This window comes from Devosia riboflavina, from assembly GCF_000743575.1.
Classification (GTDB): Bacteria; Pseudomonadota; Alphaproteobacteria; order Rhizobiales; family Devosiaceae; genus Devosia; species Devosia riboflavina.
Genome location: NZ_JQGC01000001.1, coordinates 166,498 through 189,479, shown reverse-complemented (window position 1 = coordinate 189,479; position 22,982 = coordinate 166,498). Strand labels below are relative to the sequence as shown.

General features: G+C 61.7%; 21 protein-coding genes. 13 read left to right on the top strand and 8 right to left on the bottom strand.

Features of this window, described 5'->3' with window-relative positions; translation table 11 throughout:
• From JP75_RS00755 to JP75_RS00730, 6 genes are read right to left on the bottom strand one after another with little or no spacing between them, the layout of a single operon-like run.
• Positions 1-1,281: an amino acid deaminase gene (locus tag JP75_RS00755; RefSeq protein ID WP_051960065.1), complete on the bottom strand. Its 1,281-nt coding sequence runs from the start codon at positions 1,279-1,281 to the stop codon at positions 1-3.
• 9 nt (positions 1,282-1,290) lie between these two features.
• Positions 1,291-2,103, bottom strand: a complete 813-nt coding sequence (locus tag JP75_RS00750) for an HpcH/HpaI aldolase family protein (protein WP_035077764.1) — start codon at positions 2,101-2,103, stop codon at positions 1,291-1,293.
• A gap of 5 nt (positions 2,104-2,108) precedes the next feature.
• The gene (locus JP75_RS00745) at positions 2,109-2,894 is read right to left on the bottom strand and encodes an SDR family oxidoreductase (RefSeq protein ID WP_035077762.1); all 786 of its coding nucleotides are present in this window, start codon (positions 2,892-2,894) and stop codon (positions 2,109-2,111) included.
• Positions 2,895-2,897: 3 nt separating this feature from the next.
• Entirely contained in the window at positions 2,898-3,857 is a 960-nt protein-coding gene (locus JP75_RS00740; RefSeq protein WP_035078435.1) for a Gfo/Idh/MocA family oxidoreductase, read from the bottom strand.
• A 5-nt stretch (positions 3,858-3,862) separates the two neighbouring features.
• Positions 3,863-4,639: an SDR family NAD(P)-dependent oxidoreductase gene (locus JP75_RS00735; protein WP_035077759.1), complete on the bottom strand. Its 777-nt coding sequence runs from the start codon at positions 4,637-4,639 to the stop codon at positions 3,863-3,865.
• 8 nt (positions 4,640-4,647) lie between these two features.
• A complete protein-coding gene (locus JP75_RS00730; RefSeq protein WP_035077756.1) occupies positions 4,648-5,655 on the bottom strand; it encodes a Gfo/Idh/MocA family protein in 1,008 nt (335 codons plus the stop codon).
• A gap of 332 nt (positions 5,656-5,987) precedes the next feature.
• On the opposite strand from JP75_RS00730, the gene JP75_RS00725 reads away from it, so the two are divergent.
• The 7 genes from JP75_RS00725 to JP75_RS00695 all read left to right on the top strand — a co-directional run bounded on the left by JP75_RS00725 (position 5,988) and on the right by JP75_RS00695 (position 13,455).
• Positions 5,988-6,734 (top strand): FCD domain-containing protein, encoded by a 747-nt coding sequence (locus JP75_RS00725; RefSeq protein ID WP_051960064.1) that lies wholly within the window; start codon positions 5,988-5,990, stop codon positions 6,732-6,734.
• 107 nt (positions 6,735-6,841) lie between these two features.
• Positions 6,842-8,473: an ABC transporter substrate-binding protein gene (locus JP75_RS00720; protein ID WP_035077753.1), complete on the top strand. Its 1,632-nt coding sequence runs from the start codon at positions 6,842-6,844 to the stop codon at positions 8,471-8,473.
• A gap of 81 nt (positions 8,474-8,554) precedes the next feature.
• Positions 8,555-9,517: an ABC transporter permease gene (locus tag JP75_RS00715; RefSeq protein WP_035077750.1), complete on the top strand. Its 963-nt coding sequence runs from the start codon at positions 8,555-8,557 to the stop codon at positions 9,515-9,517.
• Between the two features lie 3 nt (positions 9,518-9,520).
• Positions 9,521-10,462 carry an ABC transporter permease gene (locus JP75_RS00710; RefSeq protein WP_035077747.1) on the top strand — a complete coding sequence of 314 codons (942 nt, stop codon included), beginning with the start codon at positions 9,521-9,523 and terminating at the stop codon, positions 10,460-10,462.
• A 4-nt stretch (positions 10,463-10,466) separates the two neighbouring features.
• Positions 10,467-11,477 carry an ABC transporter ATP-binding protein gene (locus JP75_RS00705; protein ID WP_035077744.1) on the top strand — a complete coding sequence of 337 codons (1,011 nt, stop codon included), beginning with the start codon at positions 10,467-10,469 and terminating at the stop codon, positions 11,475-11,477.
• Positions 11,470-12,510, top strand: coding sequence for an ABC transporter ATP-binding protein (locus JP75_RS00700; protein ID WP_035077741.1), 1,041 nt, complete (start codon positions 11,470-11,472; stop codon positions 12,508-12,510). The genes JP75_RS00705 and JP75_RS00700 overlap by 8 nt, the downstream gene beginning before the upstream one ends.
• Before the next feature lie 21 nt (positions 12,511-12,531).
• Entirely contained in the window at positions 12,532-13,455 is a 924-nt protein-coding gene (locus JP75_RS00695; protein ID WP_035077738.1) for a dihydrodipicolinate synthase family protein, read from the top strand.
• Between the two features lie 139 nt (positions 13,456-13,594).
• On the opposite strand, the gene JP75_RS00690 is transcribed toward JP75_RS00695, so the two are convergent.
• Positions 13,595-14,635 (bottom strand): amidohydrolase family protein, encoded by a 1,041-nt coding sequence (locus tag JP75_RS00690; RefSeq protein WP_035077735.1) that lies wholly within the window; start codon positions 14,633-14,635, stop codon positions 13,595-13,597.
• A gap of 75 nt (positions 14,636-14,710) precedes the next feature.
• Between JP75_RS00690 and JP75_RS00685 the strand changes: the two genes are divergently transcribed.
• Together JP75_RS00685 and JP75_RS00680 are read left to right on the top strand one after the other, a co-directional pair.
• The gene (locus JP75_RS00685) at positions 14,711-16,015 is read left to right on the top strand and encodes an aminotransferase class III-fold pyridoxal phosphate-dependent enzyme (RefSeq protein ID WP_035077732.1); all 1,305 of its coding nucleotides are present in this window, start codon (positions 14,711-14,713) and stop codon (positions 16,013-16,015) included.
• Between the two features lie 8 nt (positions 16,016-16,023).
• Positions 16,024-16,497: an ureidoglycolate lyase gene (locus JP75_RS00680; RefSeq protein WP_051960062.1), complete on the top strand. Its 474-nt coding sequence runs from the start codon at positions 16,024-16,026 to the stop codon at positions 16,495-16,497.
• Positions 16,498-16,665: 168 nt separating this feature from the next.
• On the opposite strand, the gene JP75_RS00675 is transcribed toward JP75_RS00680, so the two are convergent.
• Positions 16,666-17,400: a FadR/GntR family transcriptional regulator gene (locus JP75_RS00675; protein WP_035077729.1), complete on the bottom strand. Its 735-nt coding sequence runs from the start codon at positions 17,398-17,400 to the stop codon at positions 16,666-16,668.
• Positions 17,401-17,604: 204 nt separating this feature from the next.
• On the opposite strand from JP75_RS00675, the gene JP75_RS00670 reads away from it, so the two are divergent.
• From JP75_RS00670 to JP75_RS00655, 4 genes are all read left to right on the top strand, one after another.
• Positions 17,605-19,101: an ABC transporter substrate-binding protein gene (locus tag JP75_RS00670; protein WP_051960058.1), complete on the top strand. Its 1,497-nt coding sequence runs from the start codon at positions 17,605-17,607 to the stop codon at positions 19,099-19,101.
• 87 nt (positions 19,102-19,188) lie between these two features.
• A complete protein-coding gene (locus tag JP75_RS00665; RefSeq protein WP_035077726.1) occupies positions 19,189-20,154 on the top strand; it encodes an ABC transporter permease in 966 nt (321 codons plus the stop codon).
• Positions 20,154-22,145: a dipeptide/oligopeptide/nickel ABC transporter permease/ATP-binding protein gene (locus JP75_RS00660; RefSeq protein WP_035077722.1), complete on the top strand. Its 1,992-nt coding sequence runs from the start codon at positions 20,154-20,156 to the stop codon at positions 22,143-22,145. The genes JP75_RS00665 and JP75_RS00660 overlap by 1 nt, the downstream gene beginning before the upstream one ends.
• On the top strand, positions 22,142-22,969 hold the full coding sequence (locus JP75_RS00655) for an ABC transporter ATP-binding protein (RefSeq protein ID WP_051960056.1): 828 nt from the start codon (positions 22,142-22,144) through the stop codon (positions 22,967-22,969). Before JP75_RS00660 ends, JP75_RS00655 begins: the two co-directional genes overlap by 4 nt.
• The last annotated feature ends 13 nt before the right edge of the window (positions 22,970-22,982 follow it).

Sequence of the window (22,982 nt, the reverse complement as noted above, 5' to 3'; positions counted from 1 at the left end):
TCAGAAGAAGGTTAGAACGCCGTCAGTGACGGTGTAGTCGTCATCGACGATGGGCAGGAACCGCCATTTGTCGAAGGCGGTGCAGGGGTGCGATACGCCGGAGGCGATGAGGTCGCCCACCCGCCAGTCGGTGTCGGAGCCGAGGCGCACATAGGCGTGCTGGTCATTGGTGGCGAAGATTGTTGCCTCGCCGACGGGCAGGAAGCCGGTGCCGGGACGGTAGCGCTTGAACGGGATGGGCAGGCCTGAATCGTAGGGCACGTCGCGCTTGCCCATGGAGAGGAAGGCGAGGCCGGGTTCGGGCATGGACTGGACATAGGCCCAGGCTTCGAGCGCCGGTTGCAGATCGGATTTCCACGAGCGGCGTGGATCGGCCTTGGCTTCGTCCTGGGCCTTCTTGTAGGCGCCGGAATCGTTGGTGACGTAGCAGCCCGAGCGCAGCAGGACGCGAATGGGAAGCGGCAGGTCGAGGGTCGAAAAACGGTCGGCAACGATGTCGAAATAAGAGGAACCGCCGCCCGAGAGGATGAATTCCTCGAGGCCGGCATAGAGGTTTTTGGGCAGCGCGCGGGCGATGTCGACGATGCCTTGGGCAAAGGGCTCAACCAGCATCGGGTCCTTGTCGATGCCCGGCACCACGCCTTCAAAAGTGGCGATGCCGGCGAAGCGGACGAGGTTCTGGTCGCTCGATGCCAGCTTGTCGGCGAGGGCGAGCGCTTCGGCTTCGGTGCGGAGGCCGGTGCGGCCGCCCTTGGCGCCGATTTCGAGCAAGGCTTTTATCGGCCGGACAGGCGCAAGCTCACGCAGATGCGTGAGCATATTGTCGAGCTGGGCGGCGGAATCGAGAAAGCACAAAAAATCGAATGCCGGGTCGCTGTCGATAAGTGCGGCGATGCCGGCGAGATGCGCCTTGCCGATGAGCTGGTTGGCGAGGAGCACGCGCTTGACGCCATAATGGTGCATGACCTGCACCTGATTGACGGTGGCGGCCGTCATGCCCCAGGCGCCACCCGCGAGCTGCTCGGCGAAGATTTGCGGGCTCATGGTGGTCTTGCCATGGGGGGCCAGGGACAGGTTGTGGCTCGTCAGATATTGCCCGAAAACGCTGGCATTGTGGTCGAGTGCGCTGCGTTTGAGCAGCATCAGCGGCATGGGCAGGTCTTCGCGGAGGACGTTCCAGCCCTTGCCGCCAATGTCCTGCAGGGCGAAGGGGTCGGCTGTCGCCGGGATGCCCTTGGTGCGGCCGTCGAGAAGGGTTTTCTGCAGCGCGTCGAGGTTCATCTTCCCGTCCTAGATGGCGTCGAATGCGGAAAGCACGTCGTCGGCATAGGTGGCGAGGGCCACGACGTCGGCGCCGACGCTGAGCAGGTTGTAGCCCATGGAGACATAGTCCTTCACATTGGCCTTGCCGGCGACGGTGGCGGCGATCTTACCGTGCTTGCGGGCGACTTCGGCGACGCGTTCACGCACCTTGATGATTTCGGGCGCCTGAATCTGGCCGGGAATGCCGAGGCGGACGGAATAATCGCCGGGGCCGAAGAAGAGGGCGTCGACGCCGTCGATTTCGGCGATGGCTTCGATTTCATCGAGTGCCTCGGGGTCTTCGATCTGGTGGCAGACGAAGCGTTCCTTGTTGGCGGTTTGAAGATAATCGAGGAAGCCGACCCGCGTGAACATGCCGTCATTGTTGCCGCCATCGACGGCGCGGCGGCCGAGCGGGGCGAACTTGGTCATGTCGCGGACAGCGCGGGCATCGGCGGCGCCCATGACATGGGGGACGATGAGGCCGGTGGCATCTGCTTCGAGGGGGCGGACATAGTCGGAATAACTGCCGCGGGCGACGCGAACGAGGCTGTCGACGTCGTAGATTTTGGCGGCGCGAATCTGGTTTTCGATGGCTTCGAGGCTGGCCGAGGTGTGCTCCTGGCAGAGCCAGAGCGCGTCGGGCTGGGCCTGGGCGAAGATTTCGGCGACCTTGGCGTCAAAAGTGTTGAGCTTCAGCACGCGAGCGACGCCGCCAGCGTCGATGGTGCGCAAAACACGGCTCTTGCGCATGCGATGCTGGGTGGCGGGGGTGGCGGAATAGGGCTGCTTTTCGGTCATGGCTGTTACTTTGCGGTGTAGCCGCCATCGACCGGGATATTGGTGCCGGTGATGTAGGCAGAGGCATCGGAAGCGAGGAAGACGATGACGCCCATGAGATCGGTCTCATTGGCCATGCGGCCGAGCTGGGTGCGATCGGAGTAGTTCTGCACGAAGGGTGCGGGCTGGTTGGAAAAGAGCCCGCCGGGCGAGAGGCAATTCACCCGGACATTGTCCTTGCCCAGAATGCTGGCGGCCCAGCGGGTGAAATTGATCATGCCGCCCTTTTCGTAGAAGTAGATGGGCGAGGGATTGGGGTTCATGTCGGTGCCGGCATAATTGCCCATTTCCACGCCAACCATGCCCATCATCGAGCCGATATTGATGATCGAGCCCCACTTGTTGGCGGCCATGGACTTGCCGAAGAGCGAGGTGATCTTGAAGAGGGCCGAGGCGTTGACGCGGAGGCTCCGGTCATAGGCTTCGAGATCGTGATCCCAGCCATCGGTGGCCGAGCGGGTCACGGCATTGTTGACCAGCACGTCGCAGCGGCCGCTACGCTCGAAAATGGTCTTGTGGAGGGCTTCGATGGAGGCGTCGGAGCTGAGATCGAGCGAGAGGGCGGTGACGTCATTGCCGGCTGCGCGTTCCTCGGCGGCGACGGCTTCGAGCTTGGTCTGGTCGCGGGCGGCGAGATAGGTCGTGGCGCCGGCTCCGGCGAGGGCGGCGACGATCTGGCGGCCATAAAGGCCGGCGCCGCCGGTGCAGAGAGCGACTTTGCCCTTCAGGGAAAAAGTATCGAGAACGCCCATGGATCAGGCTCCGAAGCTGGAAAGCAGGATTTCAGCGCCGCCGGCCTCGCGGCTTTCTATGCCGGCGATCACCAGTTGCATCAGTTCGCGCGTCTCTGCGAACGGCACAGGTGGAACGCCGGTGCGCAGGAACCCGACATAGCTTTCGAGCTGCGCCTTGAAGGCGGTATAGGTGTCCTGGCTGCGGAGGGTTACGCCGCCCTCGGTGCCGGCGAGGGTGATGAAGCCCGAGCCGCCGATCTGGTCGGCTGTGACGGTGATGATGATGTCGATGCCCTTGGAATGCTTGAGGTGGACGACATTGCGCTCATAGGTGCCGGTATTGCGGACGGAGACGAAGCCGGGGCCGACAATCGGATAGATCGATTCCAGCGCGTGGATGCCGTAGGTCTCCCACTTCTTGGCCATGGTGGCGAAAACCGTGCGGAGAGGGCCGAATTCGTGGGTGGCGCCGTGATAGGGCGCGAATTCCTTGGCAAAGCGCATGCCCGAGGACGAGATGATCGGCTTGCCTTCGGTGACCCAGTTCGTGAATGTATCGAGGTCGGCGCGGTTGTCGCATAGGGGCTTGTCGACGAAGACGGGCAGGCCTGCTTCGACGAAAGGACGGGCGCGTTCGACGTGCTCAAAGCCCTTGTCGGTGGCTATGATGACGGCATCGACCTGGCCGATAACGTCCTCCGCGCGAGTGACGACGTTGGCGATCCTGGCAACGGCGGCGACTTGCAGGGCTTCGGCGGGATTGTCGGTCCAGACGTGGGTGACTTCGACGCCGGGAATGCCAAGCGTTTCGGGCGGCTGTTTGCCGATATAGTTGATGATCGCCGGATAGGGGCAGGTCTTCAACGCCTCGGCGTCGTAGCGGCCGTTGATGATCATCGACCAGGAAAAGGGATGGCCATTGCCCTCGACCATGCCGAGCATGGCGAGGCGGATCGGGCGGTCGGCGAAGGGAAAAGTCATGGAGGTCACCAGGCGGTCCAGCCACCATCCACGCCCAGCACCTGGCCGGTTATGTAGGAGGCAGCATCGGAAACGAGGAATACAGCGGCGCCGGCCGTTTCATGCTGGCGGCCGATGCGGCCCAGCATGGTTTCGGCTTCGAGATTGGCGATGAAATCGGGATGGGTTTCCTGCACGGCGGCGTGTGGGAAGGGGCCGGGATAGAGCGCGTTGACGCGGATATTTTTCGGGCCGTAATGCCCGGCCATGTAGCGGACCATCTGGTTGAGGCCGGCTTTGCCAACGCCATATTCGATGGCGTTGGGCGCCATCTTGCCGGGGTAGTTTTTTGGATCGGGCGAGACGACGCCGTACATGGACGAGTAGAGAACCATGGCGCCGCCGGGTGCCATCTTGCCTGCTGCGGCGCGGGCCAGGAGAAAGGTGCCGGTCAGGTTGATGCGATTGGCGAGGTCGAAGGTATCAGCATCGAGCGCATCAAACGTCTTGCCGGAATTGAAGGCGGTGGCGGCGATGAGGCCGGAGAGATTGCCGAAGGCCATGGCGGCGCCGTCGACGCAGGCGAGGATCGAGGCTTCGTCTGACATGTCGAGGGGCAGTGTGGCGACGCCGCCGTTGCCTGGAGCGTTGGCGACGGTGGTGCGGGCGATTTCGAGACGCTCCATGTCGCGGTCGGTGATGATGACATTGGCGCCTTGGGCCTTGAGCAACAGGCAGACAGGAGTGCCAAGATAGCCGGCGCCACCGGTGACGAGGACGCTGCGGCCTTCAAGAGAAAACATGTTTGGCCTCAGCGGGTTATCGAGACGATGACGCGGTCTTGCCAGGACTTTTTGGCGGCAAGGGCGATCTGGAGGTTCTGGCGGGCTTCGCCGAGGGTCGCGAGATGGCAGGGTTTGCCTTCGAGCGCGTCGAGCATGGCGGTGGCCTGAATGGTGAAGCGGGCCTGATGGGCTTCAGTCGGGACGAGGCCGTCCATGTAGTCGTGGCGGTCTTTCCACTGGCCGCTGTCGTCATCGGCAAAGCTGAGGACGGAATGTTCGAGGAAGAGATTGCCCGATGTGCCGATGAAAGAAGCCTGATTTATATTGGGTTTCTGGAACTGGTTGATGGTGACATTGGCCATGGCGCCGTTTTCGAAACAGATGTTTACGAGGCAGGTATCCTCGGTTTCGGTGCCTTCAAGAACCAGACGATCGTACATGGCGCCGACGGCGACGGGCTTGCCCATGAGCCAGATCAGCATATCGAAAGTGTGGCTGGCGGCATCGAGAATGGCGCCGCCGCCCATCTCGGGACGGGCATAATAGGTGCGCTGGAAGTCGGGGCGGTACTTTGGAAATTCCTGCGAGGAATTGACGTAGGCGAGCTTTAACGCGCCGATCTTTCCGTCATGGATTTGCTGACGGACTGCTAGCACTTCGGGGGCGATGCGGCGGATATAGCCAACCCTGGCAAGGATGCCGGCGTTTTCGACGGCTTCGAGCGCCGCATCGACGCCATCTATGGTCACGGCGAGGGGTTTTTCGACCATGAAGGGGAGCTTTGCCGCGGCGCATTTGAGCATCAGCGGCACATGCAGGTGTGCGGGTGCGCAGATGACGGCGAGATCGAAAGACGAGAGATCGGCCTCGTCGAGATCGGCATAGCTGCCGGCGAGGGAGAACATGGTCTCGGCCTCGGCGCGCCGCTCGGCATGCGGCTCGACGATGGACAGGCTGGCGCGCCCCGTTGCCGTATAGCCGCGCAGATGCCGGCGGCCGATGCCGCCGCTGCCGATAACAAGAACCCTCTTCATCCCGTCCCCATCCCTCGATCAAGCGAATGATGAATGCCGCTTGACACCTCAAAAAACTATGTTGTTATGTTAATGAGATAGCTTAAGGTGTCAATAACGGTTTTCGAGGCAAAACGACGGAGTTGGCCTGAAATGACCGAGAAAGATAGAACGATCTTTCGAATTGGCTGCCAAAGAAGCAATTTTGTGAAACAAATTTTCCAGGAGGGCCGTCAATTATGTCGAAAACAGCCTCTCCCGACGCGCCAAAGCCCAATTACTTCAATGCTTATAGCAAGTTTGGTCGACCAAATATGCAAAATTTGACACCAAATTCCGGATCGTGGTTGCGTATGGTGCGCGACCAGGAGGAGGAAGCGGTGACTTTGGGGGCGGCGGAGATCGCCAGCATGCTGGCAGAGGAAGTGCATGGCGGGATTCTGGAAGTAGGGGCGATGCTCCCTTCCGAACGCGACCTTTGCGATCGCTTCGGCGTAGGCCGGACGACGATCCGCGAGGCCGTAAAGCGTCTCGAGGCCATGCGGCTGGTGGAATTGCGCAAGGGATTTCGGCCGCGGGTCGCTTATCCGACGCTGACGCAGCTCCTGGGCAGTATTTCGGCGGCGTCGCGGCTGTTTTTCCGCGGCACTGAAGGTGGCGCGCATATGGAGCAGGCGCGGCTCTTTCTTGAAACGAGCCTGGCCCGCTACGCGGCGCAATCGGCGACGGCGGCCCAGATTGGCAAGATGGTTGCAGCCATCGAGCGGGGTGACAAGGCGCTCGACGACCTGCCGGCTTTCCGTATTGCCGACGTGGAATTTCATCGGGCGCTGGCCGAGGTGCCGGGCAATCCGATCTTCGTGGCGCTGCACGATGCTTTCGTGGGCGGGCTGATGATGTCGCGGCCGGGGCCGCGCGATGTCGTGAGCCACAATCGCCGCAGCAATGACGAACACAAGGGCGTGGTCCAGGCCATCATCGCGCATGACGCGGAGGCGGCCGTGACCATCCTGACGAAACACCTGACGCGCAATTACGCGATCTACGTCAATCACGTGCTGACCCCACTCGAGGACAGCAATCAAGACCCGGAGGTTTGAGCCAGAACAACTGACTACGAGCGGTGTGGAGACCGCCATCGTCCGGCGTCACCGAGTGGGGATTCGGCCCGGACCCATTGAACAAGTTTCAGAACAGGGGAACGCAGATGCAATTTAAGAAACTCATCGCTGTCGGCCTTGCCGCGCTGATGTCGACGACCGCGATCGGTCATGCCCTCGCGCAGCCGATCAATGAAAATCCATTGTCCGATCCGCGCGTGCGCAAGGCCATTGCTTATGCCATCGACATGGACACAATCATCGAGACCATCTTCGAAGGCCAGGCAGTTCGCGCCATCGGCATGCTACCGGATGGTCCCAACAAGCCCACCGACCTCATCCACTATGACTATGACCCGGACAAGGCCCGTGCGCTGCTCGCCGAAGCCGGTTGGGATTCGAGCCGTGAGCTCGACATGGTCTACTATTATACCGACCAGGCGACCGCCGACCTGATGGCCGCGTTGCAGGCCTATCTCGCCGATGTCGGCATCATCGTGAACTATCGCCTCGTCGAGGGCGATGTGGCCTCGCAGATTTCCGTGGTGCCGGATGATCCGGTGAACGGTCCGTCCAAGGTGACCTGGGACTTCCTTTATGGCGCCCGTGCCGCCCTGGCCCTGCAAGAATATTTCAACCGCTACGCCTATGGCCTCAAGCCGATGATCCCGAACATTCCGCGGATGAATGAGCTGGTTGCCAAGGTCAATGGTACGACCGATCCCGAAGTGCAGCGCGAGGGCTACTTCGAGATGGAGCACTACATCAACGAGAACGTCACCCAGATCCCGCTCTATTACCAGCAGCTCTATACATATGAGAGCGATCGTTTGCACCGCAACGACGCGCCTTATGGCAACGAGCAATATAACTACAACTGGGGCGTCGAGAACTGGACCGTGGATCCCGATGCGTCGGGCAAGGCGGTGATGTACACCAATGCCGGCCCGGCACAGTTCTTCGAAGTGCCGTGGCAGAATCTCGGTATCTGGGTCGCCAACAAGTTCGCCTTCGACACCGTGCTCGAAGCCGATGGTTCTCTGACCCCGATCGGCGGCGAAATGGCCGACACCTATGAGATCAGCGAAGACGGTCTGACTTTTACATTCACGCTCAAGGAGGGTCTGACCTGGCATGATGGCGAGCCGATCACGGCGGCAGACGTCGTCTGGTCGATCGGCGCGGCAGCAAAGTTCCCGGTTACCCATCCGGTGGTGCAGTCGACGCTCAAGAAGATCGAAGGCGCCGATGCCTTCATCAAGGGCGAGGCCGAAACGCTGGCAGGCGTCACGGCCGAGGGCAATACGGTGACCGTCAAGTTTTCGACGCTCGACCCCAATGTGCTCCTGAGCTTCAGCCAGTTCGCACCGCTCCCCGCCAAGTATTTCGAAGGCGTGGATCCGGTGACGCTGCAGCAGGCGCCCTATTGGCAGAAGCCGATTGGCTCGGGCCCGTTCAAGATCGACGAAGTGGTGATGAACGACTACACCACGCTCGTTCCCTTCGAGGGCTATCACAAGGGCACGCCGAAGATCGAACAGATCATCGCCCGTCCTTCGAGCGACAATGATGGCAACCTCCTGGTCAACGCCCAGGCACAGAAGGCCGACTTCGGCTACACCAAGGCGGCCGGTGACGTGCCGGGCCTCGAAGCCCTCGACTATATGAATGTCCACCCGATCGACATTCCCTATACCCGCATGCTCTGGATCAACCAGTTCCCGCATCCGACGAACTGACCCTGACTGTGGGGGCATTGGCAGCGATGCCGATGCTCCCACGGCTTTTTTCCTTTTATCGACGGGGATTGGCCAGACACCATGCTGACCTACATCATCAGGCGCGTCCTGATCCTGATCCCGATGGCTTTTGTCATCTGCTTCCTGGTCTATCTGGGACTTGAACTCACGCCGGGAGACGCTGTCTCCCACATGATCAATCCCGATGCCGCGGGCAGCATGAATCCGGCCCAGCTCGAGGCCCTGCGTCAATCGCTGGGGCTCGGGCAGCCATTTCATGTGCGGTTCTGGTCGTGGTTCACCAACCTTGTGCAGGGTAATTTCGGCTACTCGATGAGTGGCGGCGTGCCCATTTCCAATATCATCGCCACGCGCCTGCCGGCGACGCTGGAACTGGCGGCGGTGGCGCTGGTGTTTTCGACTGTCATCGGCAGCCTCCTTGGCGTCGTCAGTGCGCTCAAACGCGGCAGCAAGACCGACAGCGCGCTCACCGTGATCGGCATGCTGGGCGTGTCGATCCCCGAATTCTTTTTCGGTCTCGTGGCCATTTCGATCTTCGCGCTGAACCTGGGGTGGTTTCCGGTCGGCGGGCGTTCCATGCCGGGCTATGTCACGCTCTGGGACAGGCTGCCGCATATGGTCATGCCGGCCATGGTGCTCTCAATCATGCTGACGGCGGGTGTGATGCGCTATGCGCGCTCGTCGATGCTCGACGCGTTGAGCCGCGACTTCATCAAGACCGCACGTTCGAAGGGGCTGCCGGAATGGCGGGTCAACCTGCTGCACGGCTTTCGCGTGGCGCTGACGCCGGTTGTCGTTTTGATCGGGTTCCGCCTGCCGGTTCTCATCGGCGGTTCGGTGATCATCGAGCAGGTCTTTCAGTGGCCGGGCATCGGAAATGAATTCATCTCGGCCGTCCGCTCGCAGGACTATCCGGTGGTGATGACCATCGCACTGCTCTCGGTCATGGCGGTGCTCGTCGCCAGCCTCATCGTCGATATTCTGACCGCGGTGATCGATCCGCGCGTGCGGCTGGGAGAATAGTCCATGTCAGGCCCCAACTACCCGAACACACGCCGCCGCACCCGTCTCGATGCCCAGTTTGACCGTATTCGCGCCCGCGAAGAGGCCGGTCTTGCCAAGTCCGGTGGTGGCTCCCGTGCGGTCAAGAAATTCCTCAACAATCGGCTCGCCGTCTTTGGGCTCGTTGTCTTTGCCATCATCATTTTCGCATCGGTCTTCGCGCCGCTGCTGACGCCTTATGATCCAAACAAGATCGACTTGCGCGGCATGCTGCAGGCGCCAAGCTGGGAGCACTGGTTCGGCACCGACCGGACCGGGCGCGACCTTTTTGCCCGCGTGCTCTATGGCGGCCGCATCTCCATTCTGGTCGGTCTCGGCAGCGCCGTTCTCGCCGCCATCATCGGCGTGTTGATCGGCGTCTATACCGGCTATGTAGGCGGGTGGCTTGATGCGCTGGCTATGCGTGTCTCGGAAATCTTCATGTCGTTTCCGCAGATCATTCTCGTGCTGATGCTGGTCTCCATTTTGGGCCAGTCGCTGCTCAACCTGATGCTGATTTTTACGCTTACCGGCTGGGGCGGCATTTACCGCATGGCGCGGGCCCGCATGCTGAGCCTCCGCGAAGAAGAATATGTGCTGGCGCTGCGCAGTTTTGGGCTCAGCCGGCCGCTGATCGCCTACAAGCACATGCTGCCCAATGCGCTGGGACCGATCATGGTCAATATCACGCTCTCGACGGCGGCCTTCATCCTGCAGGAGGCAGGGCTGAGCTTTCTCGGGCTTGGCGTGCCGCTCTCGATTCCGACCTGGGGCAATATTCTCAATGTGGCGCAGGACATTCGTGTGCTGCAGACCAATTGGTGGATCTGGCTACCGGTGGGCGCGGTGATTTCGCTCTTCGTGCTGAGCGTCAATTTCATCGGCGATGGTCTGCGCGATGCGACCGATCCGAGCCAGCAGGGGTGATGCGATGACCGCTACTCAAGACATCGCCATCAGCGTGCGCGATCTCAAGACGTTCTTTTATACCAACAACCGCTGCAACAAGGCCCTCAACGGGGTGTCCTTCGATATCAAGAAGGGCAAGACGCTGTGCATCGTGGGGGAGAGCGGCTGCGGGAAATCCGTGACCGCTGCCTCGATCATGCAGCTTTTGCCGACGCTGTCGCGGATCGAGCAGGGCGAGATCATCTATCACGCCGACCGCGGCGACATTCCGCTCCATGCGCTCGAAAAGAACGGGCGGCATATGCGACGCATTCGCGGGGCCGAGATCGCCATGATCTTCCAGGACCCGATGACGGCGCTGAACCCGGTTTATTCGGTGGGTTTCCAGATCAAGGAAAGCCTCAGATACCACATGAAGATGGTGGGGCGGGCAGCGCATCAGAAGGCGATTTCGCTGCTCAAGGAAATGGGCATCGCCCTGCCGGAAAAGCGTGTGAACGATTTTCCGCACCGCTATTCGGGCGGCATGCGGCAGCGCGCCATGATCGCAATGGCCATGGCGTGCAGCCCAAAGGTGCTAATTGCCGACGAGCCGACGACGGCGCTCGATGTGACCATCCAGGCCCAGATCTTTGAGCTGATGGACAAACTCAAGCGCGAGCATGGCACGGGGATCATGCTGATCACCCATGACATGGGCGTGGTGGCTGAACTGGCTGACGATGTGGCCGTGATGTATATGGGCAATATCGTCGAAGCGGGCACGGTTGACGAGGTGCTGCGCCAGCCGACCCATCCCTATACCAAGGCGCTGCTCGCCTCGGTGCCGGTGCTCGGCAAGGGCCGGAATCAGGACATCAAGGCCATTCGCGGCTCGACGCCCGATCCGCTCAACCGCCCCAAGGGCTGCCAGTTTGCCGACCGCTGCGACTTCGCGGTGGCGCAGTGCCAGACCATGCCCGAAGAAACCCGTATTACGCCGACCCATCGGGTCATGTGCTGGCGCTACAAGGAGCTGGTCCCCAATGGCTGAGAACAAGGACGTTATCCTGCGCCTGCGCGGGGTGAAGGCGCATTTCCCGGTCAAGGCGGGCGTGTTCAAGCGTACGGTGGGCCATGTGCGGGCCGTCGATGGCGTCGATATCGATGTCTATCGTGGCGAAGTGCTGGGACTCGTGGGTGAGAGCGGCTGTGGCAAGACCACGCTGGGCAAGACCATTTTGCAACTGGTGCGCTCGACCGAGGGCGAGATCGTCTATCGCTCGCCGCAGGACGAGGAATCGGACCTGACCAAGCTCGACAATGCGGGGTTGGTGCCGTTTCGGAAGCGCCTGCAGATCGTCTTTCAGGACCCGCATTCCTCGCTCAATCCGGCCTTTACGATCTTTGGATCGCTAGAAGATCCGCTGAAGAAGTATGGGGTGAAGTCGCGGGAGGAACGCCGAAAAATCATCGGCGACCTGCTCGAAGCGGTGAACATGCGGCGCGAATATATGGATCGCTATCCGCATGAGTTTTCGGGCGGGCAGCGGCAGCGCATCGGTATTGCGCGGGCGCTGAGCATCGAGCCGGAGCTGATCGTTTGCGACGAGGCGGTGTCGGCGCTCGATGTGTCGATCCAGGCGCAGGTTTTGCAGCTTTTGATGAAGCTCAAGGATGAGCGCAAGCTCACCTATATCTTCATCACGCATGACCTGTCGGTCACCGAATATATCTGCGACCGGGTGGCGGTGATGTATCTCGGGAAGGTCGTGGAGCTGTGTCGCTCCGAGGATCTTTTTGCCAATAACCTCCATCCCTATACCGAGGCGCTGCTATCGGCCATTCCGGTGGCTGACCTCGACAAGAAGAGCGAGCGCATTGTCCTGCAGGGCGACGTGCCGAGCCCGGTCAATCCGCCTTCGGGGTGTCCGTTTCATCCGCGCTGCCGCTACGCAAAGGATGTCTGCAAGTCCGTGGTGCCGCCGCTCAAGCGCTATCACACCGGCGGGCACGAGCATTTTGCCGCCTGCCATCTCATCGATTTGCCGGAGGCGACGGAAGAGCCCGCCGCTCTTTCGGCCTGACCTTTCAACCCGGAGACGGAATTGTCCGCACTTTCCCAGATCAAGGGCGTGTTGCCCGCGCTTGTTACCCCGTTCGACGAGAACGAGAATTTTGACGAGGGGCGCATGCGCGCTGTCGTCGACTTTCTTATCAACCGGGGGGTCGATGGGCTCTATGTGACCGGCAGCACCGGCGAGGCTTTCATGATGTCGCCCGAAGAGCGCAAGCGGGCGCTTGAGGTGGTGACGGATGAGGTGAAGGGCCGGGTGCCGGTGATTGCTCACATCGGGGCGATCAGCACGAACCTTTCCATTGATCTGGCCAAGCACGCCGAGAAGGTGGGGGCGGATGCGCTCTCTTCGGTGCCGCCCTTTTATTGGGGTTTCTCGCAGGACCAGATCGTTTCCTACTATACCGACATCACCGCTTCGACCGGGCTGCCGATGTGCGCCTATAACGTGCCGCTGGCGGGATTGTTTGGCTTCGACCTGATCAAGAAGCTGGCCGATATTCCCGGTGTCGAGGGCATCAAATATACCGCGACGACGCATCACGAGATCATGCGGATCAAGGCCGAGATCGGGACGGATTTCATCATCTATTCGGGCGCCGACGAGATGGCCATGTCCGGCCTCGCCTTTGGCGCCGACGGCATTATCGGCAGTTTCTATAATTCCATTCCCGAGGTTTATCTGGCGCTGAATGCGGCGGTGGCGGCGGGCGATATGGAAAAGGCCAAGGCGCTGCAGGAAGTGGGCAATGCCGTGATCTTCTTCACGCTGGCGCGCAACCCGATTGCCGCGATCAAGCGAGCCATGGCCTGGCAGGGGGCAGATGCCGGCTATTGCCGCAAGCCGTTCGGCAATTTCTACACCGAGGCCGAGGAAGAAAAGCTCAAGGACGAGTTCCGTGCTTTCAAGACGGAACGTGGCCTGACCGGCGTCAATTTCCTCGACGCGATTTAGGGCATGCGGTGAAGCAGGTGATGTCTGGCTGCAAACGGCACTTTTCTGCGCTTCCGGTCCTCGCGTACCGAACGTACGCTCCGGTCCGGTTCTCGAAAATTACCGTTTTCGCTCAGCCCTGACCTGCTACCCACACACCCTACGCCAGAGCGGCGCGGACGTCGGTTCGCGCCGCATCAACGAGGCCACGGGCCGTGTCGTGGAAGAGGGCTTCGCGTTGAGCGGGGCTGAGGCCCAATTGGCGGGCGCCGCGCTTCATGGCGCGCAATTGCTCGTAGCGGATGTAGGTCATGCGGGGATCGCAATGGCCAAGCGAAAGCTGGTGATTGGTTTCCGAGAGAAAGGCCCAGGCAAAGCCGAAGGCGATGTACTTGCCGCGCATGGGGCCGATCATGTCGTCGCTGCCGTACATGACGCGATCGATGCCGACGCCGTTGTAGAGCGCGTCGAGGGCATCGGCTTCGCAGACGGTGGAGGTGTCGTACCAGACATTGGGCAGGCCTCGCAGGTTCGCCGCGGCTTTCTCGATGGCCCAGGCGGAATAGGAGCGGGCGCAATGGGCGAGAATCCAGCGCACGCGCGGGTATTTCTCGCTGAGGCGCAGCATTTCCGAGATGTTGTCGGGGTCCGAAATCGCTCGGCGCTTGGAGAGATGCATCATGACGATGAGACCCAGACGATCGGCCAGGGCGATCTGGTGCTCGGGGAGGAAGTCGGTGATCCCGGCTTCCGCGCGGTCGGCATTGGTCGCGTAGACCAAGTAGGGTTTGAGGCCAATGGCGCCGGTGCGCTTAAGCTTGGCGAGGATTTCGGTCTCGCTCATGCCGGGATGGACCAGCATCAGGGCGGCGGAATCTGCGCTCCTGGCGGTTTCATTGGCGACGTAAGTGTTGGAGCCATCGAAGTCGCATTGACCGGCAAAAGGGAAGGGGAATGCCAGGCGTTCGACCCGTCGGCCGGGCAGGAGAGCGGCGTCGATTTCGTCGGCGAGTTTGGTCGTCACCTCTGGGAAATAGCGGCCGATGCTGGGGGCGTAGGGGCCTGTCTCCTTGTCGGGATTGAGGTTGAAGGCCCAGCGATAGATGTGGGTGTGCACGTCGAAGACGCGATCGGGTACGAAACCGTCCAGCTCCTCCGCCCAGATGCGCTGGTCGAGATCTGTGGACGTGAAATCGTACATGGCGGTGCTCCCATTTTGCCTTGAACTATCATGTTACACTGATAACAATATAACCAAAGCGCAAGGGAGGATTTCGTGGGGGCGGGTCAGGAACTCTGGAACAAGGCCAAGCGGCTGATACCGGGCGGAAATATGCTGCTGTCGAAACGCCCGGAAATGTTCCTGCCGGAGCAATGGCCGGCCTATTTCAGCAAGGCCAAGGGCTGCCGGATCTGGGATCTCGACGGGCGCGAACTGATCGACATGACGATCATGGGCGTGGGCGCCAATACACTCGGCTATGGCGATGAGCGGGTCGATGCGGCGGTGGTCACGACGGTCGTGCGCGGCAATATGTCGACGCTCAACGCGCCGGAAGAAGTGGAACTGGCCGAACGGCTAGTGGCGCTGCATCCATGGGCCGATATGGCGCGCTTTGCGCGGACGGGCGGGGAGGCCAATGCAGTCGCGATTCGCATTGCGCGGGCGGCCTCGGGGCGGGATGGCGTCGCCATATGCGGCTACCATGGCTGGCACGACTGGTATCTGGCGTCCAATCTGGGGGAAGACGACAGCCTTGCGGGGCATCTCTTGCCGGGGCTCGATCCGCAGGGCGTGCCGCGGAACCTGCGTGGGACCGTCTTTCCGTTCGGCTTCAACGATATTGCGGCGCTTGAGGCGCTGATCTCGACGGGCAAGATCGGCGTGATCATGATGGAGGTGGCGCGGACGTTTGATCCGTCGCCGGACTTCCTCAACAAGGTGCGCGAGCTGGCGACCGCCAATGGCATCGTGCTCATTTTTGACGAGTGCACGTCCGGCTTTCGCCAGAGTTTTGGCGGGCTGCACAAGCTTTATGGTGTCGATCCCGATATGGCCGTGTTCGGCAAGGCGCTGGGCAATGGCTATGCGGTGACGGCCGTGATTGGCCGCCGCGAGGTGATGGAAGCGGCGCAGAACAGCTTTATCAGTTCGACCTTCTGGACCGAGCGGATTGGCTCGGCAGCGGCATTGGCGACGCTTGATGTGATGGCACAGACGCAGTCCTGGGAGGTCATCACCGGGATCGGCGTTGATATCACCCAGCGCTGGCGGGAGTTGGCGACCCGGCACGGGCTAGAGATTTCGACGTCGGGCCTGCCGGGGCTGACGGGGTTTGCGTTCAAGGGCGCGAATGCTGCCTCCTACAAGACGCTGATCAGCCAGGAAATGCTCGACAAGGGCTATCTGGCTGCCACCAGCGTCTATACCTGCCTCGCTCATACGCCCGATATCGTCGATGGCTATTTCGACGCGCTCGATCCCGTCTTTGCCCTCATTGCGGAGTGCGAGGCAGGACGCGATGTCGGTTCGCTTTTGCGTGGCCCGATCTGCCACGCCGGTTTCAAACGTCTCAACTAGGACTTGTTATGACTCTCGTTCTCAAGGCACGGCCGGTCGATGCCGCGGCGCTCGCTCCCTATGCAACCGTGCTTCACGCCGCAGATGGCAAGGCGCGGGCTTTTCCCGAGGTGATGGAAAAGGGCGACGTGCCGGGAGCGCATGCCTTTACGATTCTCTGTCCGCAGCCGGTGAACGGGGCGGTGCGTGTTGCCGCGCTCGAGCGGCATCCGCATTCGACGCAGAGTTTTGTGCCGATCAAGGCTGGGCGCTGGCTCATTCTCGTGGCGCCCAAGACTGCCACGGGCGAGCCGGATTTGGGTAGGGCGCTGGCATTTGTCGCCGGGCCCGAGGATGCGATCTGCATCGGGCAGGATGTGTGGCACGCGGGGCTGACGGTTCTCGATCAAGCGGCGCAGTTCTGCATGATCATGTGGAAGGCCGAGAGCGCCGAGGATGGTGTGCTGTGGCAGTTCGATGAGGCGGTTGAGGTGGAGATTTAGGGGGCTGTCCCTCAACTCAAGCCATCGCTCCCGCAGATCGTCACCCTCGGGCTTGACCCGAGGGCTTTGCACTTGCTGGGCCGTGAGCAAGTGAAGTGTCCTCGGGTCAAGCCCGAGGATGACGTTCAGTGGTTGGGGTGAAGGTGGGTGCTGCGGAATTCGCAGCAGTTAACCGCGCCCGCCTTCCGAGCGGCTTTTGAGCATGCGCAAGAGGGGCTGGTAGTGGTCCACCACGGCCTTGCGATAGGCGTCGCGATCGCCTGATCTTGCGGCGGCGTACATGTCGCTATGGGCTTTGGCGGTTTGCCTGAGATCGGCGGGCAAAGCCAGGTCGAGCCGCGGCAGCACCGCGGTGTGAATATCCCAGAAAGCGGCGACGAGCTGGCCGGCAAGCTGGTTCTTGAGCGGGGCGAGGAGTCTCGTGTGGAACTGGCGGTCTTCGTAGAGAAAGGCCTTGCCGTTTTCGGCGCTGGTCAACATCTGATCGACGAGACGGGGAATCTCCTCGTCGACCTGCCCGGAATGGGCTTTCACTACATCGTCCGTCAGCGCCAGATCGAGGGATCGGCGCAGGTCGACGACGTCGCGGAGGGCCGCGAGATCGTCGCCGGGCGAGAGCACGCCGCGAAATACGAGAGTTTCAACGAGCGGGGCCAGACTCATCTGGCCAACAACGGTGCCCGTGCCGTGACGCACCTCGACGATATCGAGGGTCGCCAGGTTGCGGATGGCTTCGCGCACGGAGGAGCGGGAAACACCCAGCTCCTGGCAAAGCTCCGTTTCCGTCGGGATGGGGTCGCCCGGATGGAGACCCCGCAATAGAATCAAGCGCTTGATCTCTTCGGCGGTGGTGCTGCGGCGCATCCGAGATTCACTACTGGCCAGCTCGGCAGGACCGTTCATCCCCGAATCCTTCAATTGTCTCCCCACGGCTGTGCTCCACTTTTGGCGGTTTGGCCCAGCGAAACAAGAGGGGTTGCGCACGGCTTAGCTATTCTCTAGAAGACATCAGACGTCTGATGTCAACTGGAGGGTATGACCATGCGTAACAAGGGTTTTGGAATTTCACGGCGTGCGCTTTGCCTTGCGGCAGGTGCATTTGCGTCCATGTGGATGCTAGGAGCGGGCGCTTATGCCCAGGAAGGCATCGATCCCGATGCGACGATCCAGGCAGCAATTGCCTATGGGTTGTCGGGTACCTTCGACCCGATGAGCGCTTCGGGCGCCGTCACTGTCGCGGTCAATTGGCACCTGTTCGAGGGCCTGGTGGACCTCGATCCGGTGACGCGCGAGCCTTATGCGGCGCTCGCTGCGGAAATGCCGGCCAGCGAAGATGGGCTTACCTACACGATCAAGCTGCGCGATGGCGCGGTTTTCCACGATGGTACGCCGGTGACGGCTGATGACGTGGTGTTCTCGTTCGACCGCGTGCTCGATCCGGAATCAAAGTCGCTGTTTCGCTCGTTCGTGTCCTTCGTGGACAGCGTCGAGGCTGTGTCGGCTGACACGGTAAAAATCACTACGAAATTCCCGTTCTCGCTGTTCAACGAGCGTCTGGGTTCGGTCAAGATCGTGCCCAAGGCGGCCGTCGAGGCGGACGCCGATGCTTTCGGCAAGTTGCCGATCGGTTCGGGTCCATACAAGCTGGTTTCAGCGACGCCGGAAGCGCAGATCGTTTTCGAGCGCAACGACGCCTATACCGGTCCGCGTCCGGCTCTGGCCAAGGACATGGTCTGGAACCTGATTGCCGACCCCAGTGCGCGCGTCAATGCGCTCTCCTCGGGTACGGTGATGGCCATCGAAGACGTCCCCTATATCGACGTCGATGCGGTGGCTGCCACTTCGACGCTTGAAAAGGCCCAGTCCTTCGGGCTGCTGTTTGCGATGTTTAATACGCAGGCTGAGCCGTTTGACGACGCGCGTGTGCGCCAGGCGTTCTTCTATGCGCTCGACATGGACAAGATCATCGGTACCGGCATGCTCGACAATGCGGTGGCCGCAACCTCGTTCCTGCCGGCGACGCATCCGAACTACCACGAAGCCGCGGTGGTCTATGACTACGATCCGGAAAAGGCCAAGGCGCTTCTGGCAGAAGCCGGTACGCCGACGCTCGACATCACGCTGATGAGCACCGACCACGGCTGGGTCAAGGACGTGGTGCCGATCATCAAGGAATCCCTCGATCAGGTCGGGTTCAATACGACGCTCGATATCGGGCAGTCGGGTGGCCAATATGGCAAGGTCGATGCCGGCGAGATGCAGGTGATGATTGCCCCGGGCGATCCATCGGTGTTCGGCAATGACCCCGATATCTTGATGCAGTGGTGGTATGGCGACAATGTCTGGCCGACCACGCGCTATCGCTGGTCGGAAAGCGAAGGGTACAAGAGGCTGACAGCACTTCTCGACGAGGCGCAGCGCCTGTCGGGCGATGAGCAGCAGGCCAAGTGGAACGAGGCGTTCGATCTGCTTTCCGAAGAAGTGCCGCTCTATCCACTACTGCACCGCCAGTTGCCGACGGCATGGAATGCCGACGAGCTTGAAGGCTTTGCCCCGGTGCCGACCACCGGGCTCTCCTTCCTCGGCGTTGGCGTCAAGGAATAGACGCCGATCTGCCTGGGCGCTGGTTGTTCTCCCCCGGTGCCCAGGCGGCCTTCTGCCAATCGCAATTCGCAAAGCGGGCCAGCCAATATGTCAAATGTGCTCAACCTGATCGGGCGGCGCCTTGTGCAACTGCCGCTCATGATCCTCGGGATCACCTTTCTCGTTTTCTTCGTCATGTCGTTTTCCAAGATCGACCCGGCCATTACGGCCCTGGGCGAGGGGGCGTCCATCGAGGCGCGGCAGGAATATCGGCTTGAACATGGGCTCGATGATCCGCTGCTCACCCGCTATGCGCGCTTTGTGACGGGGCTGGCCCATTTCGATCTCGGGACCTATTCGGCGCGGCAATTGCCTGTGATCGACGAGGTGGCGCGGGCCTTTCCGGTGACGCTGCAGCTTACTTTTCTGGGGCTGATCTTTGCGGTGGCCGGGTCGCTGGTGTTGGGCGTCGTGGCGGCGATCTATCGCGATCGGTGGCCGGATCAGGTGATCCGCATGCTCTCGATCGCCTCGCTCTCGACGCCGTCGTTCTGGCTGGCGGTGCTGCTGATCCAGTTGCTGGGCAACAAGGTCGGGATTTTTTCCATGCTGCCGACGTCCGGCAAGCTGCCTGTGCTGACCGAGGATTTCGGCGGCTGGTTCTTGCGCATGCTGTTGCCGGCGGTGGCGCTGGCGGTGCCGGTCATTGGGCAGCTTTCGCGGGTGGTCCGCACGGCGGTTGTCGAGGAACTTGACCGCGACTATGTGCGCACGGCGCTGGGGGCGGGCATTCCGCGCTATGTGGTCGTTGGGCGCAATGTGCTGCGCAATGCGTTGATTACCCCGATTACCGTGCTGGGCCTGCGGATCGGCTACCTCATGGGTGGCGCCGTAGTGATCGAGATCATCTTCAATATCAATGGGATGGGCATGCTGATCATGAACGGCGTGACGAATAACGAGCCCAATCTGGTGCAGGGCGTGACGCTCACCGTGGCGCTTGCCTTTGTCGTGATCAATGTCGTCGTCGACCTGCTCTATGTGCTGGTCAATCCGCGCATCAGGACGATCTAATGATGAGGATCGAGACCACTCAAAAACTCTCCGTGCCGGGCATGCGCCTGGCGGGGCTTCGGCATTTGCCGCTAACGTCGAAGATTGCGCTGGGCCTGCTGGTTGTGGTCGCGCTGATGGCGGTGTTCGCGCCGCTCATTGCGCCGTTTGATCCGCTGGCGACGGGGCTGACACGCGGCCCGGCGGCGCCGGATGCGGTGCACTGGTTCGGCACCGACCGGCAGGGGCGCGATGTGTTTTCGCGCCTCGTGCATGGTGCGGGATCTTCGCTGGTGATTGGACTCGCCGCGACTGCGGTGGCGCTATCGGCCGCTTCGGTGCTGGGGGCCATTACGGCGACGGCGCATAAATGGGTCGCCGAGGTGTTGATGCGCGGCCTCGACATGGTCATGTCGTTCCCGGGCATTGCCCTGGCGGTGATGCTGGTGACGGTGTTCGGGCAATCGCTGCCGGTGCTCGTCTTGACCATCGCCTTTCTCTATGTGCCGCAGCTCACGCGGGTCATTCGGGCTAATATCATCGGCCAGTTTGGCGAGGATTATGTTGCGGCCGTGCGGGTGATGGGCGCATCGACGCCGCGCATTCTCATCAAGCATGTGGCGCGCAACTGTCTCGCGCCGATCCTGGTCTTTGCTACGGTGCTCGTGGCCGATGCGATCGTCTTTGAGGCGTCGCTGTCGTTCATTCAGGCCGGTGTGCCTGACCCGGAACCGTCCTGGGGCAACGTGATGGCTTCCGGCCGGCAGTTGGTGATGTCGGGCGGCTGGTGGCCGACGCTGTTTTCCGGGGCGCTGATTACGACGACAGTACTGGCGCTGAATATTCTGGCCGAAGGCATGACCGACGCCATGGCGGCGCCGCGGAGCCGTGCGCAGGTCAATGCGGCCGCGGTGGAAGCTGCGATCGATCGGGCGGAGGCGCCGAATGTTGCCGTTTCGGCGGAGCCTGTGGTGTCGCTAGATGAGCGCTTGGCGCAGTTGCGCCAGATGGAGCGGGCGCGCGGGGATCGTTTGGTTTATGCCGGTGGCGAGGTGCCGCTACTTGAAGTGCGCAATCTCAGCATCGCGTTTCCGCGGCACGGCTCGGTCAATGTGGTGGACGATGTTTCGTTCAGCGTGCGGCCGGGCGAAACCATGGCGCTGGTGGGCGAGTCCGGGTGCGGCAAGTCGATTACTTCGCTTGCCATCATGGGGCTGCTCGATCCGCGGGCGAAGATCTCGGGCGAGATTCTTTTTGAGGGCCAGAACCTGCTTACAATGACCGAGCGGCAGCGCAATGGGCTGCGCGGCAAGGGCATTGCCATGATCTATCAGGATGCGCTGTCGTCGCTGAACCCGGCCATGCTGATCCGTTCGCAGATGAAGCAACTCACCTCACGCGGCGGGACGCGCAGTGCCGAGGACCTGTTGGAACTGGTGGGGCTCGATCCCAAGCGGACGCTGAACTCCTATCCGCATGAACTTTCGGGCGGGCAGCGGCAGCGTGTGCTGATCGCCATGGCGCTGACGCGGAACCCGAAACTGGTCATTGCCGATGAGCCGACGACGGCGCTCGATGTGACCGTGCAGAAGCAGGTGGTGGAACTGCTCAATCGGCTGCGCGAGGAACTGGGCTTTGCCATGCTGTTCGTGTCGCACGATCTGGCGCTGGTGGCCGAAATCTCGCACCGCATTGCGGTGATGTATGCGGGGCAATTGGTGGAGCAGGGCAGTAGCCGGGATATCCTTACCCAGCCGATCCACGAATATACGCGGGGCCTGCTCGGCGCTGTGCTCAGCATCGAGGCGGGGGCGTCGCGCCTGCATCAGATCCGGGGCGTCGTGCCGTCGCCGCGCGAGTTTCCCAAGGGCGACCGGTTTGCGCCGCGTTCGTCTGATCCCGCGCACAATGCCGGGGTGACGCCGATCATGCGGCAGGTGGCGGGTACTACGCATTTTTATGCGGCTCATCCCGAGGATGAAGCGGTCGCAGCGCTGGAGGCAGGCCGATGAGCACGCCCGTCATTGAACTGCGTGAAGTTTCCGTCGATTTTCGCACCCGCTTGTCGCTGTTCAGGCCGCAGGTTTTGCGTGGCGTGGATACGGTTTCTTTCTCGGTGCACCGGGGGCAGACACTGGGGATCGTGGGCGAGTCCGGATCGGGCAAGTCGACCGCGGCGAAAGTGCTGGTCGGGCTGATCGAGCCGAGTGCTGGGCAGGTGTTGTTTGGCGGCGAGGTCGTCCGCCGTTTCGATGCGGCGACGCGGAAGCGTATCGGGCGGGTCGTGTCGGTGGTGTTTCAGGACCCGGCGACGGCGCTCAATGCGCGCATGCTGGTGCGCGATGCGCTGACCGATCCGCTGGAAGTGCATGGCATTGGCAATGCGGCCAGCCGGCGGGCACGGGTGGCCGAGCTTGTCGGGCTGGTGGGCCTGCCGCAATCGGTGCTCGATGCCATTCCGGCGCAGCTTTCCGGCGGGCAAAGACAGCGCGTCGCCATTGCCCGCGCGCTGGCGCTGGAGCCCGAGGTGATCGTCGCCGACGAGCCGACTTCGGCGCTCGACGTTTCGGTGCGGGCGCAGATTTTGAACCTGTTGCAGGACCTCAAGCGCGAGCTGGGCCTGGGCATGGTGTTCATCTCCCATGACATCCAGACGGTGCGCTACATCGCCGACGATATTGCGGTGATGCGCCACGGCAAGGTCGTCGAATTCGGACCCGGCAGCCAGGTCCTTTCCAATCCAACGCAGGACTATACGCGCACGCTGCTCGAAGCGGCGCCGAGTCTGTTGCAGGCGCCGAAAACGCATTCCCATCCCTCATCTCTCTCGATCTGAGACCTAGAAAGAC

Coding starts and splice junctions, on each gene's coding strand:
- JP75_RS00755 (WP_051960065.1), bottom strand. CDS start 1,281: ATGAACCTCGACGCGCTGCAGAAAACCCTTCTCGACGGCCGCACCAAG.
- JP75_RS00750 (WP_035077764.1), bottom strand. CDS start 2,103: ATGACCGAAAAGCAGCCCTATTCCGCCACCCCCGCCACCCAGCATCGC.
- JP75_RS00745 (WP_035077762.1), bottom strand. CDS start 2,894: ATGGGCGTTCTCGATACTTTTTCCCTGAAGGGCAAAGTCGCTCTCTGC.
- JP75_RS00740 (WP_035078435.1), bottom strand. CDS start 3,857: ATGACTTTTCCCTTCGCCGACCGCCCGATCCGCCTCGCCATGCTCGGC.
- JP75_RS00735 (WP_035077759.1), bottom strand. CDS start 4,639: ATGTTTTCTCTTGAAGGCCGCAGCGTCCTCGTCACCGGTGGCGCCGGC.
- JP75_RS00730 (WP_035077756.1), bottom strand. CDS start 5,655: ATGAAGAGGGTTCTTGTTATCGGCAGCGGCGGCATCGGCCGCCGGCAT.
- JP75_RS00725 (WP_051960064.1), top strand. CDS start 5,988: ATGGTGCGCGACCAGGAGGAGGAAGCGGTGACTTTGGGGGCGGCGGAG.
- JP75_RS00720 (WP_035077753.1), top strand. CDS start 6,842: ATGCAATTTAAGAAACTCATCGCTGTCGGCCTTGCCGCGCTGATGTCG.
- JP75_RS00715 (WP_035077750.1), top strand. CDS start 8,555: ATGCTGACCTACATCATCAGGCGCGTCCTGATCCTGATCCCGATGGCT.
- JP75_RS00710 (WP_035077747.1), top strand. CDS start 9,521: ATGTCAGGCCCCAACTACCCGAACACACGCCGCCGCACCCGTCTCGAT.
- JP75_RS00705 (WP_035077744.1), top strand. CDS start 10,467: ATGACCGCTACTCAAGACATCGCCATCAGCGTGCGCGATCTCAAGACG.
- JP75_RS00700 (WP_035077741.1), top strand. CDS start 11,470: ATGGCTGAGAACAAGGACGTTATCCTGCGCCTGCGCGGGGTGAAGGCG.
- JP75_RS00690 (WP_035077735.1), bottom strand. CDS start 14,635: ATGTACGATTTCACGTCCACAGATCTCGACCAGCGCATCTGGGCGGAG.
- JP75_RS00680 (WP_051960062.1), top strand. CDS start 16,024: ATGACTCTCGTTCTCAAGGCACGGCCGGTCGATGCCGCGGCGCTCGCT.
- JP75_RS00675 (WP_035077729.1), bottom strand. CDS start 17,400: ATGAACGGTCCTGCCGAGCTGGCCAGTAGTGAATCTCGGATGCGCCGC.
- JP75_RS00670 (WP_051960058.1), top strand. CDS start 17,605: ATGTGGATGCTAGGAGCGGGCGCTTATGCCCAGGAAGGCATCGATCCC.
- JP75_RS00665 (WP_035077726.1), top strand. CDS start 19,189: ATGTCAAATGTGCTCAACCTGATCGGGCGGCGCCTTGTGCAACTGCCG.
- JP75_RS00660 (WP_035077722.1), top strand. CDS start 20,154: ATGATGAGGATCGAGACCACTCAAAAACTCTCCGTGCCGGGCATGCGC.
- JP75_RS00655 (WP_051960056.1), top strand. CDS start 22,142: ATGAGCACGCCCGTCATTGAACTGCGTGAAGTTTCCGTCGATTTTCGC.